Genomic DNA, 16,346 nt, shown 5'->3' on the forward strand with positions numbered 1-16,346 from the left:
GGGTGTCGGCCCCCAAGCGCGTCTGCCGATTCAACGTCTGGATCAATCCGGTCTTCGACGCGCGCCTGGGGGCCGAGCCCGACATCGACCTGCAGGTCGGCGACCTGCAGGGACCGGAGGACGCGCTATCGGCGCTGCTGGCGCGGGCCCACGTCCTCCACGTCTCGCCGGCGCGGGACGAGCTGCCGCGCCGCTGGCACGTGACCGACGCGCTGCTGGCCGAATGCCCGAACCTGCTCGCGGTCTCGTCGGCCGGCGCGGGCTTCGACACGGTGGACGCCGCCGCCTGCACCCGGGCCGGCGTCGCGGTGGTGAACCAAGTGGGCGGCAATGCCCGCTCGGTGGCGGAACTGGCGATCGGCCTGATGCTCGCCGTCTCGCGCAAGATCTGCGTCTCCGACCGCCTGCTCCGGACCGCGCGCGGCTTCACCCGCGAATCGCTGATGGGCCACGAGATCGGCGGCGCGACCCTGGGCCTCATCGGGATCGGTCATACCGGCCGGGAGGTCGCCAAGCTGGCCCGCGGCTTCGACATGCGGGTTCTCGCTCACGATCCCCTCCTCCCGGACGCGGAGATCCGGGCCCGCGGCGCGGAGCCGGTGGACAGGGCGCGGCTGCTCGCCGAGTCCGACATCGTGTCCCTGCACTGCCCCCTCGACGACACCACCCGGGGCAGCTTCGACGCCGCGTCCTTCGTGGCGATGAAGCCGGGGGCGCTGTTCATCACCACCGCCCGGGGCGGGGTCCACGACGAGGCGGCGCTCGCCGCCGCGCTCACCGCCGGCCATCTCGCCGGGGCTGGCCTCGATGTCTGGTCGCCGGAACCGCCGTCCCTCGACGCGGCCCTGCTGCAGCTCGACACCGTGGTGGCGACCTACCACACCGCCGGCGTCACCCACGAGGCGCGGCGCAACGTGGCCGCCTGGGGGGCCGAGCAGATCGTCGGCCTGCTCCGGGGCGAGACGCCGCCGCGGCTCGTCAATCCCGAGGTCTGGCCCACGGTCCTCGAGCGCCGGGCGCGGCTGCTCGGCGGCGCCTGAGCGGGAACAGGTCCCGCTTCGCCCTGTCTGGGCGGCGCGCGAACCGGTCACGATCGCTCGGACGGTGCGAGAGGCGTCGTCTGTGCAGATGCCCCGCGACCCGGCGTGTTGAGAGCGCGTGCGCCGGAGCGACCCTCCCCTTCCCTCAGCGGTCGAACGGGCAACGACGGGGTCTTCGCGCGCTTCGTGCGGGCGCACCGTCGATCCCGCCCAGATTATAGTTATTCAAAATCTAGCCTGGAGGCTCCGCCGGCGATCAAGCTTGACCGTGAATGTTCTCGCACCGTATCTGGCGCCTCTCGAAACAGAATGGTCGACATCGTGGTACGGCGTAACTGTGCAAGGTCTTGCACGCGGGCTTCGCGCGGCATTTCCGGGCGCGCAGCCAGAATCTCCCTCTTCTTCGCTCCGGTATTGCTCCCGTCTCCAGGCTGGGCTCAACTTGCCGTTGACAGTTCCCAGGAAGTCCAGCTGGAGGAGCTGTCGGTGGCGGGGACCGGCGACGGGACGTCCCGCGTCGACGGTTACCGGGCCACGCGGGCGGTGAGCGCCACGCGGACCGACACGCCCGTCCGCGAGGTGCCGCAGACCATCGTGGCGGTGCCGCAGGAGGTGCTAGAGGACGCGGCGGCCACGCGGATCGACAGCGCCCTCGACCTCGCGGGCGTCGGCCGCGGCAACAATTTCGGCGGTCTCGGCCTGACCGAGTTCACGATCCGCGGCGTGGCGACCGGCGAGTATTACCGCAACGGGTTCCCGATCAACCGCGGCTACCCCAACAGCCCCGACATCGTCTCCATCGAGCGCATCGAGGTCCTCAAGGGCCCCTCGGCCTTCCTGTACGGCCGCGGCGATCCCGGCGGCACCTTCAACATCGTGACCAAGCAGCCGCTGGCGGCGCGCTCCCTCACGGTCGGCACGCAGTACGGCAGCTTCGGCGCCAAGCGGAGCACCTTCGACGCCACCGGCGCCCTCGACGAGAGCGGCCAGGTGCTGGCCCGCGTCACCGGCGCTGTCGAGGACAACGGCAGCTTCCGGGACTTCGTCACCAGCGACCGCTACGCCCTCGCCCCGGTCATCGCCTGGAAGCCGACGACGGACACGACCGTCACCCTGGAGGGCGACTTCGTCAGCACGGCGCAGACCTTCGACCGCGGCATCGTCCCGCTGGGGGGCAACGTGCGCGCCCTGCCGCGCAGCCGCTTCATCGGCGAGCCGGGCCTGCCGCCGGCCCATGTCGACAACGCCCTCGGCCAGCTGCGCGTCGAGCACCGGTTCGACCAGGACTGGGTGCTGAACGTCGGTGCCCAGGTTCTCGGCGGGAACCTGTCGGGCTACGGGGTCGGCGCCATCGGCCTGCTGCCGGATGGCCGGACCCAGCGGCGGACCCTGGAATGGCGGGACCTGACGTGGTCCGACCTCGACCTGCAGGCGAATCTCGCGGGGAAGTTCGAGACCGGCCCGTTCCGCCACACGCTCCTGCTCGGGCTGGAATACGACAGCTACCGCTACCGGGAGGTGTTCAACCGCTCGAACGTCGCGACGAACCCGTTCCTCCTCGACCTGCTGGCGCCGCGCTACGGCCAGCCACTGCCGCCGATCACCGCGCGGGTCACGAACTTCCTGCAGAAGACCGAGAGCTACGCCGGCTACGTGCAGGACCAGATCGACCTCACGCCCCGCCTCCACGCCCTCCTGGGCGTCCGGGTCGAGGACCTCGGGCTGGTCTCGACGAACAACCTCACGAAGAGCACCACCAGCCTGCAGGGTCTGGTGGCGACGCCGCGCTTCGGCCTGCTCTACGACCTGACCGACACGGTCGCGCTCTACGGCAACTACGCGCGCTCGTTCCGGCCCAATATCGGCACGGATCGCAGCGGCCGGCCCTTCGCGTTCGAGGAGGGTGAGGGCTACGAGGCCGGCGCGAAGGTCAGCCTGCTCGACGGGCGCCTCGACGCCACCGCCGCCCTGTTCGAGATCCGGCGCTCCAATGTCCTGAGCACCGATCCGGTCGACCCGAACTTCAGCGTGGCCACCGGCACGGTGCGCAGCCGCGGCTTCGACCTGACCGCCGCCGGCTACCTGGCCCCGGGCTGGCGCGTGATCGGGACCTACACGCGCGTCGACGCGGCCGTCGCCCGCGACAACACCCTGCCGGTCGGCACGCGCATCGCCAACGTGCCCGCCAACAGCCTCGCGTTCCAGACCGTCTACGAGTTTCAGAGCGGCGACCTGAAGGGGCTCGGCCTGGGCGGCGGCCTCGACTTCGTCGGCCGGCGCGCCGCCGGGACGGCGCTCGCGACCTTCAACCTGCCGCAATACACGCTGGTCAACCTGATCTCGTACTACCAGATCGCGCCGGGCGTGCGGATCTACCTCAACGTCGACAACGTGTTCGACGCGACGTTCTACGACCGCGCGTTCCAGAACCGCTACGCGACGCCGGGGCAGCCCCGCACGATCATCGGCGGCGTCGCCGCCCGGTTCTGAGGCCCCGGCGCTACGCCGCTGCCGACCGCATCCAGCCGAGCCCCGCCTCGGTACCGGCCGCGGGATGGTACTCGCAGCCGACGAAACCGGAATAGCCGACCTCCTCCAGGGCGGCGAAGATCGGGTCGAAGGCGATCGTGCCGGTCCCCGGCTCGTGCCGCCCGGGATCGTCGGCGATCTGGACATGGGCGATGAGCGGCGCGTGCGCGCGGATCAGCGCCGCCGGGTCATGGCCGAGACACACGCAGTGATAGGCGTCGAACAGCAGCTTGACGTTGTCGCGGCCGATCGTCCGGATCGCCTCGACCGCCAGCAGCGGGTCGTCGATCGCGTAGTCGGCGATCGAGCCGGGACCGATCGGCTCGACGATCACCGTCATGCCGCGCGCGCCGGCGGCGTCGGCCGCGAAGGCGAGGTTGTCGAGATAGGTGTCCCAGAGCCGCGCCCGCTCGACTCCCGCGGGCCGGACGCCCGCCATCGGGTGGACCATCCGGCAGCCGAGCTGCGCGACGTAGTCCAGGGTCGGCTCGATCGTGGAGCGGAAGTAATCGATCCGGTCGGGCAGCGCCGCGAAGCCTTTCTCGCCCTTGGCGGCGTCCCCCGCCGGGAAGCCGGTCTGGACCAGCGGTACGCCCGCCCGCTCCAGCCAGCCCGCGACCTCCCGGGCCGGCGTCGCGAACAGGTTGGGATGCTCGACCGCGCGGAACCCGGCACGGGCCGCCGCCGCGAAGCGCTCGGCCAGCGGCAGCTCCGTGAACAGGAAACCGCAATGGCCGCTGAGACGATCCTTGTAGGCACCGAGCTTCATGGGTCAGGCGCTCCTGCCGGTCTCGATCATCGCCCGCATCCGATCCACCGCCGCGTGGGGCGCGGTCAGCACCGGGACGTCGACGGCCTTCCGCACGGCCTCGGCCGCGCGCGAGGTGGAGAAATGCGCGAGCATGATCGCGTCGCAGTCGCGCAGGTCCGGCGCCCGCTCGGCGATCAGCCGGTTGTGGGTCTCGGCGTCGCCGGCGCGCAGCCGCGCTATCGCGTCGTCCACCAGGACCGTCCGGAGGCTCGCCGGGCGCCCGGACTCGGCGACGAACTCCTCGAACTCGTCCGTCATCGTGCCGACCGAGGGCCCGAAGGTCGCCAGCATGCCGATGCGCGCGCCCTGCGCGATCGCCGCGCGGAACATCGCCTCGTTGGGCTTGAGCACCGGCACCGGCACGGTCTCGATCAGCCGGTCGATCGCCGGCCCGAAGGCCGAGCAGGTGATCAGGATGCCGTCGGCGCCCATGTCGTGGCCGTAGCGGCCGAACCGCACGAAGCGCTCGATCATCGCCTCCGAGATCGCGCCCGGCTCCTTCGCCCGATCGAGGGACAGGCCGTCGTCGAGCAGGTTGACGGTCTCCGCCTCCGGCCAGCGCTCGGCGAAGGCGGTCTGGATCGGCGCCATGGCGACCGGCGTCGCGTGCAGGAGGACGATGCGGGGAGCCATGCTGTGTTCCGGAGAGTCTACGGAGCCGGACGGGGCCGGTCCACATGTTGTAAGCGATTTCAACTGGGTGGCAAGATAGCGCAGGTCAGGCGTCGGCACGCCGCGGCGGGGCCGTGCTGGCGCGCAGGATCAGCTCGGCGTCGATCTCGGTGAGGCGGACCATCGGCCGCCCCTGGATCCGGGCGATCAGGTGGTCGCCGGCGGCGTGGCCGATCTCGGCGGAGTGGATGCGGATCGTCGTCAGCGCCGGGTCGAGGAAGGGCGCGAAGTCGGAATCGTTGTGGCCGATCACCGACAGGTCGCCGGGAATGGAGAGCCCCCTTGCCCGCGCCTCGATCATCGCCCCGAAGGCGATCTGGTCGGTGCCGCAGATGATCGCGGTCGGCGGCGGGCCGCCGGCCAGCATCTGGCGGAACCCGTCGCGGCCGCCGCCGATCCCGTAGGAGATCTCCACGTCGTGCTCCGGGGCGAGCCGCAGGCCGCGGGCCGCGAGCGCCGCCGCGATGCCCGTCACCCGGGCGCCGCCGCGGTCGTTGTCCTTGCGCAGGCCCGAGATCACCCCGATCCGGCGATGGCCGAGATCCATCAGGTAGTTGGCCGCCCGGGCCGCCGAGGCAGCGTTGTCGAAGCCCACGCAGGGGCGCTCGCGGGACAGACTGAAGGTCTGCACCATCGGGATGCCGGCGCGGGCGATCCGAGCGTGGAGGTCCGGGTGGTGGATGTCGCCGACCAGCATCAGTCCGTCGACGCCGCGCTCCAGCAGGAAGGTCGCCTCGCGGAGCTCGTCCTCCAGGTCGTAGCCGGCATTGGCCGCCACCAGGGTGTAGCCCGCCTGCCGCAGCCGGTCCTGGAAGCTCGACAGGACGCGCACGAAGGCCTCGTTCTCGATGTTCGGCACGACGGCGCCGACGGCCATGAAGCGGCGCGTCGAGAGCGCCCGGGCCGCCCCGTTGGCGACGAAGCCGAGATCCTGCGCGGCCCGCATCACCGCCGCGCGCTTGTCGGCCCGGACGCCGGCGGAGCCGTTCAGCACCCGGGACACCGTCGCGGTCGAGACGCCGGCGCGGCGGGCGACGTCCCGGGCCACCGGGCTGCGCGTCGGCGGCTCGAGGATCTCCTCCGGCAGGTCCAGCACTGAGATCGATCCCCCATCCCGAACGGCCCCGCGGGGCAGCGCGTCGGCCCCGGATACGCGACGCGGCGATGCCCGGCCAGCAGAAGCGGGCCGAACCGGCAGTATATTGACACCCCACCCGACCGCTGGCTATCTGAAAGCGCTTTCAAGAGGCTGCTCGATTGGGCGGCCCACAGGAGGATCCGATGGCGACGCTCGACCGGCCGGCCTCCGGACTGGGAGCCCCAGAGCGCGCCGCGCCGACCGTCGGCGGCGCGGACGCCGCGGCGCCGGGCATCGCGGCCCCGCAGGCCATCGTCACCAGCCTGAAGCGCAGCGACGCGGTCACGCCCTACCGGTTGCGCGACTTGCTGGCCCTCGACGATTTCGAGCGGCACGCCCGCAAGCTCCTGCCGCCGATGATCTTCCAGTACGTGGCCGGCGGGGTCGAGACCGGCTCGGCCCTGGCGCAGAGCCGCGGCGCCTACGCCGACTACGCCCTCGTCCCCCGCCTGATGCGGGACACCTCGGCGCGGGACACCGCCACCACGCTGTTCGGCCAGACCTACGCGGCGCCGTTCGGGATCGGGCCGCTGGGCGGGGCCGCCTTCATCGCCTACCGGGGCGACCTCGTGCTCGCCGAGGCGGCCCGGCGGATGAACCTGCCGATGTGCCTGAGCGCCTCCTCGCTGATCAGGCTGGAGGACGTCCACGCCCAGAACCCGCAGGCCTGGTTCCAGGGCTACCTGCCGGGCGACCAGAACCGGATCGACCGCCTCCTCGACCGGGTCGAGGCCACCGGCTACCGGACCTTCGTGGTGACCGCCGACACGCCGACCCTCGGCAACCGCGAGCACAACATCCGCAGCGGCTTCTCCATGCCGATCAAGGTCACGCCGAAGGTGGCGTGGCAGAGCGCCACCCACCCGCGCTGGCTGCTCGGAACCGTCGCCCGGACCTTCCTCAAGCACGGGGCCCCGCACTTCGAGAACACCGAGGCCGAGCGCGGGCCGCCGATGATGTCCCAGGGCGCGGTGCGCAACACCATCGCCCGCGACCAGCTCTCGTGGAAGAACCTGGAGGCGATCCGCAAGCGCTGGTCCGGCAACCTGCTGGTGAAGGGCTTGCTGGCGCCGGAGGACGTCGACATCGCGCGGGATTGCGGCGCCGATGGCGTGATCCTCTCGACCCACGGCGGCCGCCAGCTCGACTACGCCGTCGCCCCCCTCGACGTGCTGCCGGAGATCGCCGCCCGGAAGGGCGGGCTGAAGATCATCGTCGACAGCGGCATCCGCCGGGGCACCGACGTGATGAAGGCGCTGGCGCTGGGCGCCGACTTCGTCCTGCTCGGACGGCCCTTCATGTTCGCCGCGGCGCTCGGCGGCGCCGCGGGGGTCGAGCACGCGATGCGGATCCTCAAGGAGGAACTCAACCGCGACATGGCGCTGATCGGGGTGAACCGCCTGTCCGAACTCAATCCCGACTTCCTGCGCCGCACCCCGCGGCGGGCCTGAGCCGATGGCGGGAGGATCGACCGTGATCGGCTTCCCGGACACACGCGGCGCGCCGGCGAGCGGCAGCGGGACAGCCGCCCGGGGCGCCGGGGCCGCCGCGCCCGGGCGACCGGCATCCCCGCACCGTCGATCCCGCCGGCTGCCCCCGCAGCCCCGTCCTCGATCCGGATGCTCCGCATGACCGACCCCGCCCCCCGCGGCCTCGCCTTCGTGGGCTGCTTCACCACCGAGCGGCGCCGGGCGCGCGGCCGGGGCATTGACATCTATCGGACCGGTCGCGACCTCGGCGACTGGACGCATCTCGGCCGGGTCGAGAACCTGACGAACCCGTCCTTCCTGGTGACCGACCCGGCGCGCGCGGTCCTCTACACGGTCCAGGGCGACGGCGAGGCGGCGAGCGCCTTCGCGCTGGAGCCCGACGGCACCCTGCGCGGCCTCGGTAGCGCCGCCACCGGCGGCACCAACAGCGTGCACCAGGCCCTCGACCCCGGGGGTCGGTTCCTGATCGTGGCCAACTACGCCAGCGGATCGGTCGCCCTCATGCCGGTGCGCGCCGATGGCGGCCTGGAGCCCGCGTGCCAAGTGCTGCCGCTCCCGGGCGAGCCGGGCCCGCACCGAACCGAGCAGGCCTGCGCCCACCCGCACCACGTGGTCCTGTCGCCCGACGGTCGCCACGTCATCGTCCCCGACAAGGGCCTCGACCGCGTCTTCGTCCTGAAGCTCGCGGGTGAGCGGCTCGCCATCGTCTCGGAAACCGCGATGCGTCCCGGCGCCGGCCCACGCCACATCGCATTCCACCCGCACGAGCCCCTCGCCTTCCTGGTCAACGAGCTCGACTCGAGCGTCGCCACCTGCCGGTGGGACGCGGACGCCGGAGCGCTGACGCCCCTGCACCTCGTCTCGACCCTGCCGCCGGACTTCTTCGGCGCGAGCACCGCCGCGGCCATCGCGGTCACGCCCGACGGACGATTCGTCTACGCGTCGAACCGCGGGCAGGACGGGATCGCGCGGTTCCGGGCGGACCCGGCCGGGCGCCTCGAGCCGGCGGGCTGGACGTCCTCCGGCGGCCGCGACCCGCGCTTCATGGTCCTGGCACCGGACGGAGGCCACCTGCTCGTCGCCAACGAGCAGGGCGACTGCCTCGTCGCCTTCGCCATCGATCCCGAGAGCGGAGACCTCACTCGGACCGGTTCGCGCCCGAGCCTCAGTCCCTGCACGATCGCGTTCCTGTAGGAGGCGCCGACGCGTTCAGGCCCGCGCCGCGCGCGGGCCCGACCATGCCCCTCGAAGGGGCAAGAGAGGCGGAACCGGCGGCGGTCGAGCCGTGACCTCTGACCGCCGGGCCGCACCAAGCAAACAAGAAAAGAAAATCATAAATATTCTGGAGGATGCCCATGTTCGCCAAGCGTTACAGGTTCCTGATCGCGTTCCTGCTGTTCATCGCCGGTATCATCAACTACATGGACCGAGCGGCGCTCGGCGTCGCCGCGCCCTTCGTCAAGCAGGACCTGAACCTTTCGCCCTCGGAGCTGGGGGTGATCTTCAGCACGTTCTTCTTCGGCTACGCGCTGTTCGCCTTCGTGGGCGGGCAGCTCGCCGACCGCTACGGGCCGCGCAGCGTCTACAGCTGGGCGGCGGCCTCGTGGTCGGTCCTGTGCATGCTCACAGGGGCGGTGACCGGCTTCGCCCAGATGTTCATCGTCCGCGCCCTGTTCGGCTTCGCCGAGGGGCCGATGAACTCCACCACGAACCGCACCATCACCACGTGGTTCCCCCGCGAGGAGACCGCCCGGACCATCGGCTTCACCTTCTCGGGCCAGACGGTGGGCAGCGCCATCGCGGCGCCGGTCGTCGGCCTGCTGGCGATCCAGTACGGCTGGCGCGTGGCGTTCGTGGCCATCGGCGCGGTCGGCCTGCTGTGGGTCGTGGCGTGGCGGATGCTCATGACCGACCGGCCGCAGGACAACCCGCGGGTCGATCCGGAGGAGATCGCCCTCGTGGAGCGCAGCCGGGCGGTCACGCACCTCGCGCCCTCCGACCATGCCCGCTCGCTGAAGGAGTACCTGTTCCTGCCGAGCACCCTGTCGCTCGGGCTCGGCATGTTCGCGGTGAACTACACCCTCTACATCTTCCTCTCGTGGCTCCCGAGCTACCTCACCGACGCGCTGCACATGCCGGTGAAGGAGATGGCGCTGGTCGCGTCGATCCCCTGGGCCTGCGGCTTCGTCGGCTATGTCGGCGGGGGCGTGGTGGCGGACTTCGTCTACACGCGCATGGGCGACAAGCTCGCCGCGCGGAAGATCACCACGATCGTGCCGCTCGCCATCGCGGGGGTGGCCCTGATCATGGTCAACGCCGCGACCAGTACCGCCATGGCGGTCGCGCTGATCGCGCTCGCCGTGCTGATGCTGACCAGCTCGGTGCAATCCTGCTGGGCGACGATCCACGAGCTGGTGCCCGAGGCCCGGGTCGGCGGCGTCAGCGGCTTCATCCACCTCCTGAGCAACATCTCGGGCATCATCGGGCCGACTGCCACGGGACTGGCCGTGCAGTATCTCGGGGGCTACGCCAGCGCCTTCGTGATCGCCGCCCTGATCGCGGCGGCCGGCGTCGTCGCGATGGCGATCTTCGTGCGGCGGCCGCGCAACCCTGCGGAAGCCGGCCCCCTCGCCGCGGCCAAGCCCGTCTGACCGAGGCTGTCCGATCAAGTCCGCCGGAATCTGGAGCAGCGTCCCATGAGCGCCGAGACCGTCCCGCCCAAACCCGTCCTCCTGACCGGAGCCTCCGGCGCCCTCGGGCGCGTCCTGACCCGCGCGCTCGGCGCGCAGGGCTGGACGCTCCGGCTCACGGACCGCGTCCCCTTCCCCGACCCGTTGCCGGAGGGGGCGCGGTTCCAGGTCGCCGACCTGGAGGACGGGCCGGCGATCCTCCGGCTGGCGGAGGGCTGCGGCACGATCCTCCATTTCGGGGGGATCTCCGTGGAGCACCCGTTCGAGACCGTGATCGGCCCGAACATTCGCGGCCTCTACCACGCCTACGAGGCGGCCCGGCGCGAGGGCGCCCGGATGATCTTCGCCTCGTCGAACCACGCGATCGGCTTCCACCCGCGGTCCGAGGTGCTGGACGACGATTGCGGCCTCGCGCCCGACGGCTATTACGGCCTGTCCAAGGCCTACGGCGAGCTGATGGGCGGCCTCTACCGCGACAAGCACGGGGTCGAGAGCGTCTTCCTGCGGATCGGCTCGTGCTTCCCGGAGCCGACCGACGCGCGGATGCTGGCCACGTGGCTGTCCTACGCCGACCTGACCCGGCTGATCACCCGCGCCACCCTGGCCCCGGACCTCGGCCCGACGGGCTCGGTGGTGATCTGGGGCGCCTCGAACAACAGCCGCATGACCTGGTGGCGGAAGGACGGTCGCGCCGTCATCGGCTGGACGCCGCAGGACAGCGCCGATGCCCACGCGGCGGCGCTGGAGGGGAAGACCAGCGGCAACCCCGTGGTGGAGCGCTACCAGGGCGGCGGGTTCACGGCGATCGACTATTCCCGCGCCGCGCCGCCGCGGTGACGGACCGCTTCTTCGGCGCGCGGCCGCCCGACCGCTCCTCCCGAGACGAGAGACTGGACACACCATGCCGAGCGAGCGACCCGAGACACGCCTCAAATGCGCCCTGGTGGTGCGCGGCGCCTTCGACGCCCACGTCGTCCCGGCCTTCGAGGCCGCGGGGGGCCGGACGGCGATCCACTGGGCGCCGACCACGGTCATCATGAAGACCCTCGCCGAGGGCGAGACCGCCGACGCGGTGCTCGTCCTGTCGGACGCCATGGATCGGCTCGTCGCCGAAGACCGCGTCGAGCCCGAGAGCCGGGTCGACGTGGTGCGCTCGCGCTACGGCATCGCCGTCAAGGCCGGGGCTCCGCATCCGGACATCGCGACCGTCGAGGCGCTGAAGCGCACCCTGGTGGAGGCGCGGTCGGTGGCCTACTCGCGGACCGGCGCCAGCGGGATCTACTTCGCCGGCCTGCTGCCGCGGCTCGGCCTCGCCGACGCGGTGAACGCCCGGGCGACGATCATCCCGCAGGGCTTCACGGCCGAGAAGCTGGTCTCCGGGGAGGCCGACATCGCCGTCCAGCAGATCAGCGAGCTGATGGTCGTGCCCGGCATCGAGGTGGTCGGCCCCCTCCCCGACCCGGTGCAGGAGATGACGACCTTCGCGGCGGCGATCCTGCGCGGCGCGGCGGACCGGGACGGCGCGGCCCGGTTCCTCGCCGGGCTGACGACGCCGCAGGCGGCCGAGGCCTACCGGACCAGCGGGCTGGAGCCGGCCTACTGACGGCCCAGTCGTCCGGCCGTACCGTCGCGCTTGCACGGAGCCCGCCGATCTTTGACAATCTCTGCCAAAGATCGTTATCCAGCGGGCGGAGGTGCCCCGTGGCCAGCATGAACGTCTCGCTGCCCGAAGCCATGAAGGCCTGGGTCGAGGCGCAGGCCGATACCGGCCGCTACGCCAATGCCAGCGACTACGTGCGCGACCTGATTCGGCGCGACCAGGAGCGCTTGGCCAAGCTCGGCGATCTGCAGCGGCTGATCGACGAGGGGCTGGCGAGCGGCGTCAGCGACCGGTCGGAGCAGGATATCCGCCAGCTCGGGCGGACGCGATTGGCGGCCCGTCCGGAACCATGACCTTCCGGACGACGCCTCAGGCCGATGAGGACATCGCCGAGGCCTATGTGACGGGGGCGCTACGCTTCGGTGTGACCCAGGCCGAGCGTTACCAGGACGGCCTGTTCGACGCCTTCCGCATGCTGGCCGCAACGCCGCAGATGGCGCGCGAGCGGCGCGAATTCACGCCGCCCGTGCGGCTACATCCCTATCGAGCCCACGTGATCGTCTACGTCGTGGACGGGTCCGCCGTCCTCATCCTGCGCGTGCTGCACGGGCGACAGGACTGGGAACGGGCACTGACGTAGGAGTCGAGCCCGCCTCGATACTGGTGGCCGAACGGGTCTGCGGCGGTCTTGTTGCCACCGCCTCCGCGAAACCGGGGTTCGCGACCGCAAAAAAGTCCTTATGCTCGTGCTGTCCGGACGCCCAATCCCGTCCGACCGGATCGCTCCATTCATGCTGAAGACAGCCTTCGTTGCCGCCCGCGACCGCCAGCGGCTGTCGGAGATCGCGACGATCCTCATCGGCTTCGGCGTCACCCGCGTCGTGGACCGGCTCGGCCTGCGCTACCTGCCGCTCCTGCCGCGCCGCCAGCCCCGGGTCGACGTCACGCGCCTGTCCGAGCCGGAGCGGTTGCGCCGGGCGATCGAGGCGCTCGGGCCGACCTTCATCAAGTTCGGGCAGGTGCTGGCGAGCCGGCCGGACCTCCTGTCGCCGGCCTGGACCGAGGAGCTGCAGAAGCTCCACAGCCAGGTCGTGCCGGTGACGTGGGAGCAGATCGGCCCGCAGCTCGAGCTCGATCTCGGCGCCTCGCCCATGGAGGTGTTCGCCGAGTTCGACACCAACCCGATCGCCTCGGCGTCGATCGCCCAGGTCTACCGGGCGCGACTGCACTCGGGCGAGGACGTCATCGTCAAGGTGCTGCGGCCGAATCTGCGCAAGATCATCGAGGCGGATCTGCGCCTCATGGCGCACGGTGCCCGCATCGTCGAGAACGAGTGGCCCGACATGGCCCGCTACCAGCCGCGGGAGCAGATGCGCCACCTCGCGGAGGGCCTCAACGGCGAGCTCGACCTGCTCAACGAGGCGCGCAACTGCGAGCTGCTGGCCCAGATCTTCGAGGACCGCGACGATATCGTCTTCCCGAAGATCCACTGGGAGTACTGCTCCGAGCGGGTGCTGGTGCAGGACTTCATCCACGGCATCCCGCCCAACGACGAGGCGGCCCTGCGCGCGGCGGGCATCGACAAGAAGCTGCTCGCCCAGAAGGGAACCGACGCGTTCCTGCAGATGGCGCTGATCGAGGGCGTGTTCCACGCCGACCCGCATCCCGGCAACATGCTGGCGCTGCCCGGCAACAAGATCGGCTTCATCGATTTCGGGATCATCGGGCGGCTGTCGCAGCGGCGGCGCTCGCAGCTGCTCGTGCTGATCGGCGCCATGCTCAAGCAGGACGCCGACGGCCTCATGGCCGTGCTCCTCGACTGGACCGGCACCAGCAACCCGGACCTCACCCGTCTCCAGGTCTCGGCCCAGTCTTTCGTGGAGAGCCACTCGTCGATCCCGCTGAATCTCGGACTGGTGCTGACCGACTTCATGAACATGGCCCGCGAGAACGACCTCGCGATGCCGACCGACCTGGCCATCCTGTTCAAGGGGCTGGTCACCGCCGACGGCGTGATGCGCCACCTCGACCCGAATTTCGACCTGTTCGCCGCCGCGGGCCCCACGGTCCGGGCGAGCATGCAGACGCAGTTCTCGCTCTCCGCCCTCAAGCAGAAGGCCGAGGCCCTGGGCGTCGGCCTCTACGGCGCCGCCTCGGAGCTGCCGACCCTGATCCACCTGATGCTGGTGCGGCTGAAGCAGGGCCGCGTCACTGTCGAGATCGAGGTGAAGGGCCTCGACAAGGTCACCCGCGGCATCGAGCGCGCGGCCGCGCGGGTCGCCGTGGCCCTGGTGGTGGCGGCCTTCGCCACGCAGCTCGCGCCCCGCCTCATCGATCTCGGCACGCCCGTCTTCGTCTCGATCGGATTGATAATTTTTATCCTCGGGATCGGCTGGCTCGTGCTGCTGATGCGAAACAAGTAACCGTCTTCGCACCCGCACAGGGCTCCAACATAAGTTTTCATCTGCAGGCGAATACCGAGCTGATTTGATAATCCTGCGCGCCATGCTAGCGTGAGACATCCAACGATTCGCTCGGCTGCGGGCGGGGAACCGGCACCAGAAGCGGTCTGAACCGCCGGTGCGGCCCTGCCATCGACATCCGTTGCCGCACCGCGCGGTCGGGGAGCTCCGACGGCGCGCCGCGCACGGGCGCCCCGTCGGGATGACGAGGGGGGCGGGCGATGGAAGTGGACATCGTACGGCCGCGGATCGACGGGGCGGAGCGCCGCGTCGAGACGCTCGAGGCGGAGAACATCCGCCTGCGCAGCCTGCTCAGCCAGGCGACCGCCCAGGCCGACTGGGAGCGGCAGCGGAGCCGGCGGCTCGGCCGAATCATCGAGACGGCGAGCCGCGTCGAGGCCGGTCGCATGGCGGCCGAGCGGGTCGAGGCGCCCCGCGGGCCGTCGCCCCGCGAACCGGCCGGACTCGGGCTCGAGGCGAGGCCGCGCCCCTCCGGCCGCGCGCGCGCGATCGGCCTGCCGCAGGCCCCGAACGATTACCTGGAACTGCTGGACCGCGACGGGCGCCTGATCACCGCCAGCGAGGACGGTCCGGCCCTGTCCGCCGCCGGGGACGAGGCTGACGCGATCGGCCGGCCCTGGATCGACGCCTGGACGCGCCCCGAGGACCGGGAGGCGGTGGCCGAGGCGCTCGATCGGGCCCGGATCGGCCGCCCGAGCCGGTTCCAGGCCCAGTCGGAATCCGGCGGCGCGCTCCGCTGGTGGGACGTGGCCGTCACGCCGATCGGCGCGGCGCCGGACCGGCCCGAGCGGATCCTGGCGGTGTCGCGCGACATCACCGACCAGAAGCTGTCCGAGGCGCGCCAGACGCTGCTGATGCAGGAACTCGCCCATCGGATGAAGAACACCATGGCCATGGTTCAGGCCGTCGCGACGCAGACCATGCGCAACGCGCCGTCGCTGGAGGCAGCCGGCGAGGCGCTGGCCGCGCGGCTCCTGGCGCTCGCGAAGGCGCACGACGTGCTGCTCCAGGGCTCGTTCACCCGGGCCTCCCTGAGCGGCCTGGTCGAGGGCGCCGTGTCGCTCCACGGGGACGGCGTCGCGGGCCGGTTCCGCATCGCCGGTCCCGAGCTGACGCTCGGACCGCGCCACGGCATGACCCTGGCGCTGATGCTGCACGAGCTCGGAACCAACGCGGCCAAGTACGGCGCGCTGTCGGTGGCCGCCGGCTGGGTCTGCATCACGTGGAACGTGGCCGAGGCAGAGGGCGGCCAGACCCTCCGGTTCCGCTGGGAGGAGAGCGGCGGACCACCGGTCACGCCGCCGACCCGCACGGGGTTCGGCACGCGGCTCATCGCCCGCAGCCTCGCCCACAGCTTCGGCGGGACCGCCCACATGAGCTACCCGCGCGAGGGGGCGGTGCTGACCTTCGAGGCGCCCCTCGACGCGGTGATGGTCGCCTGATCCCGACGCGGCCGCGCGGCCCTAGGCGCTCAGCCGGGTCTCCGCCTGCAGGTCCCGCAGGGCCGCGACGGTCCGGTCGCGCAGGGTCCTGAGGTCGACCAGCGAGCGGGTCAGATCGTCGCCCGCCATGGCCGATTCCTCGAGGCCGCGGCAGGCCCGGGACAGCTCGGCGCAGCCGAGCATGCCGGACATCGAGACCAGCGTGTGCGCCTCGCGGCCGTAATCGTCGCTCGCGCGATCCGGTCCCTCGAAGGCGGTGGTGAGGCTGACGACGAACCGGTCGAGGATGCGGACGAGCTTTTCCGTGCCGATCACGGCCGTCAGTTCCTCGAGCGCGTCCCGGTTCACCAGGGAGTGCGACACCGTCGGTCTCCAAGTACGGATCCGCGACAGCGATCCGAGAGAGGCGCGCAACCGAGGCGCCGCACAACGGCCCAGTTTGCAGCGAAGT

15 protein-coding genes are annotated in these 16,346 nt (G+C 71.5%); 11 read left to right on the plus strand and 4 right to left on the minus strand.

Annotation, left to right across the window (positions count from 1 at the left end; genetic code table 11):
- Positions 1 to 2: 2 nt before the first annotated feature.
- Together ACLBYB_RS13135 and ACLBYB_RS13140 are read left to right on the plus strand one after the other, a co-directional pair.
- Complete coding sequence (locus tag ACLBYB_RS13135; RefSeq protein ID WP_447699031.1) at positions 3 to 1,040, plus strand: hydroxyacid dehydrogenase; 1,038 nt, start codon at positions 3 to 5, stop codon at positions 1,038 to 1,040.
- A gap of 486 nt (positions 1,041 to 1,526) precedes the next feature.
- Positions 1,527 to 3,530 carry a TonB-dependent siderophore receptor gene (locus tag ACLBYB_RS13140; protein WP_447681477.1) on the plus strand — a complete coding sequence of 668 codons (2,004 nt, stop codon included), beginning with the start codon at positions 1,527 to 1,529 and terminating at the stop codon, positions 3,528 to 3,530.
- Between the two features lie 10 nt (positions 3,531 to 3,540).
- Here the strand turns inward: ACLBYB_RS13140 and ACLBYB_RS13145 are convergent, their stop codons facing one another.
- The 3 genes from ACLBYB_RS13145 to ACLBYB_RS13155 form a co-directional block, all read right to left on the minus strand.
- On the minus strand, positions 3,541 to 4,338 hold the full coding sequence (locus tag ACLBYB_RS13145; protein WP_447699032.1) for a hydroxypyruvate isomerase family protein: 798 nt from the start codon (positions 4,336 to 4,338) through the stop codon (positions 3,541 to 3,543).
- A gap of 3 nt (positions 4,339 to 4,341) precedes the next feature.
- On the minus strand, positions 4,342 to 5,013 hold the full coding sequence (locus ACLBYB_RS13150; protein WP_447699033.1) for an aspartate/glutamate racemase family protein: 672 nt from the start codon (positions 5,011 to 5,013) through the stop codon (positions 4,342 to 4,344).
- A gap of 85 nt (positions 5,014 to 5,098) precedes the next feature.
- Entirely contained in the window at positions 5,099 to 6,148 is a 1,050-nt protein-coding gene (locus ACLBYB_RS13155) for a LacI family DNA-binding transcriptional regulator (protein WP_091978202.1), read from the minus strand.
- 185 nt (positions 6,149 to 6,333) lie between these two features.
- Here ACLBYB_RS13155 and ACLBYB_RS13160 point away from each other — a divergent pair, with 185 nt between their 5' ends.
- From ACLBYB_RS13160 to ACLBYB_RS13200, 9 genes are all read left to right on the plus strand, one after another.
- A complete protein-coding gene (locus ACLBYB_RS13160; protein WP_447699034.1) occupies positions 6,334 to 7,641 on the plus strand; it encodes an alpha-hydroxy acid oxidase in 1,308 nt (435 codons plus the stop codon).
- A 177-nt stretch (positions 7,642 to 7,818) separates the two neighbouring features.
- Complete coding sequence (locus ACLBYB_RS13165; protein WP_447699035.1) at positions 7,819 to 8,874, plus strand: lactonase family protein; 1,056 nt, start codon at positions 7,819 to 7,821, stop codon at positions 8,872 to 8,874.
- 161 nt (positions 8,875 to 9,035) lie between these two features.
- Positions 9,036 to 10,331 carry an MFS transporter gene (locus ACLBYB_RS13170; protein ID WP_447699036.1) on the plus strand — a complete coding sequence of 432 codons (1,296 nt, stop codon included), beginning with the start codon at positions 9,036 to 9,038 and terminating at the stop codon, positions 10,329 to 10,331.
- Positions 10,332 to 10,376: 45 nt separating this feature from the next.
- Positions 10,377 to 11,207 carry an NAD-dependent epimerase/dehydratase family protein gene (locus ACLBYB_RS13175; protein ID WP_427509623.1) on the plus strand — a complete coding sequence of 277 codons (831 nt, stop codon included), beginning with the start codon at positions 10,377 to 10,379 and terminating at the stop codon, positions 11,205 to 11,207.
- A gap of 64 nt (positions 11,208 to 11,271) precedes the next feature.
- The gene (locus ACLBYB_RS13180) at positions 11,272 to 11,973 is read left to right on the plus strand and encodes a molybdate ABC transporter substrate-binding protein (RefSeq protein ID WP_091927189.1); all 702 of its coding nucleotides are present in this window, start codon (positions 11,272 to 11,274) and stop codon (positions 11,971 to 11,973) included.
- A 98-nt stretch (positions 11,974 to 12,071) separates the two neighbouring features.
- The gene (locus tag ACLBYB_RS13185; RefSeq protein ID WP_210186920.1) at positions 12,072 to 12,323 is read left to right on the plus strand and encodes a type II toxin-antitoxin system ParD family antitoxin; all 252 of its coding nucleotides are present in this window, start codon (positions 12,072 to 12,074) and stop codon (positions 12,321 to 12,323) included.
- Entirely contained in the window at positions 12,320 to 12,610 is a 291-nt protein-coding gene (locus tag ACLBYB_RS13190) for a type II toxin-antitoxin system RelE/ParE family toxin (protein ID WP_447699037.1), read from the plus strand. Before ACLBYB_RS13185 ends, ACLBYB_RS13190 begins: the two co-directional genes overlap by 4 nt.
- Before the next feature lie 151 nt (positions 12,611 to 12,761).
- Entirely contained in the window at positions 12,762 to 14,393 is a 1,632-nt protein-coding gene (locus ACLBYB_RS13195; RefSeq protein WP_020093008.1) for an ABC1 kinase family protein, read from the plus strand.
- Positions 14,394 to 14,653: 260 nt separating this feature from the next.
- On the plus strand, positions 14,654 to 15,895 hold the full coding sequence (locus ACLBYB_RS13200) for a sensor histidine kinase (RefSeq protein ID WP_091680470.1): 1,242 nt from the start codon (positions 14,654 to 14,656) through the stop codon (positions 15,893 to 15,895).
- 21 nt (positions 15,896 to 15,916) lie between these two features.
- Here the strand turns inward: ACLBYB_RS13200 and ACLBYB_RS13205 are convergent, their stop codons facing one another.
- A complete protein-coding gene (locus ACLBYB_RS13205; protein WP_091927191.1) occupies positions 15,917 to 16,258 on the minus strand; it encodes an Hpt domain-containing protein in 342 nt (113 codons plus the stop codon).
- Positions 16,259 to 16,346 lie beyond the last annotated feature (88 nt).

The sequence above is a fragment of the Methylobacterium sp. D54C genome (assembly GCF_053345595.1).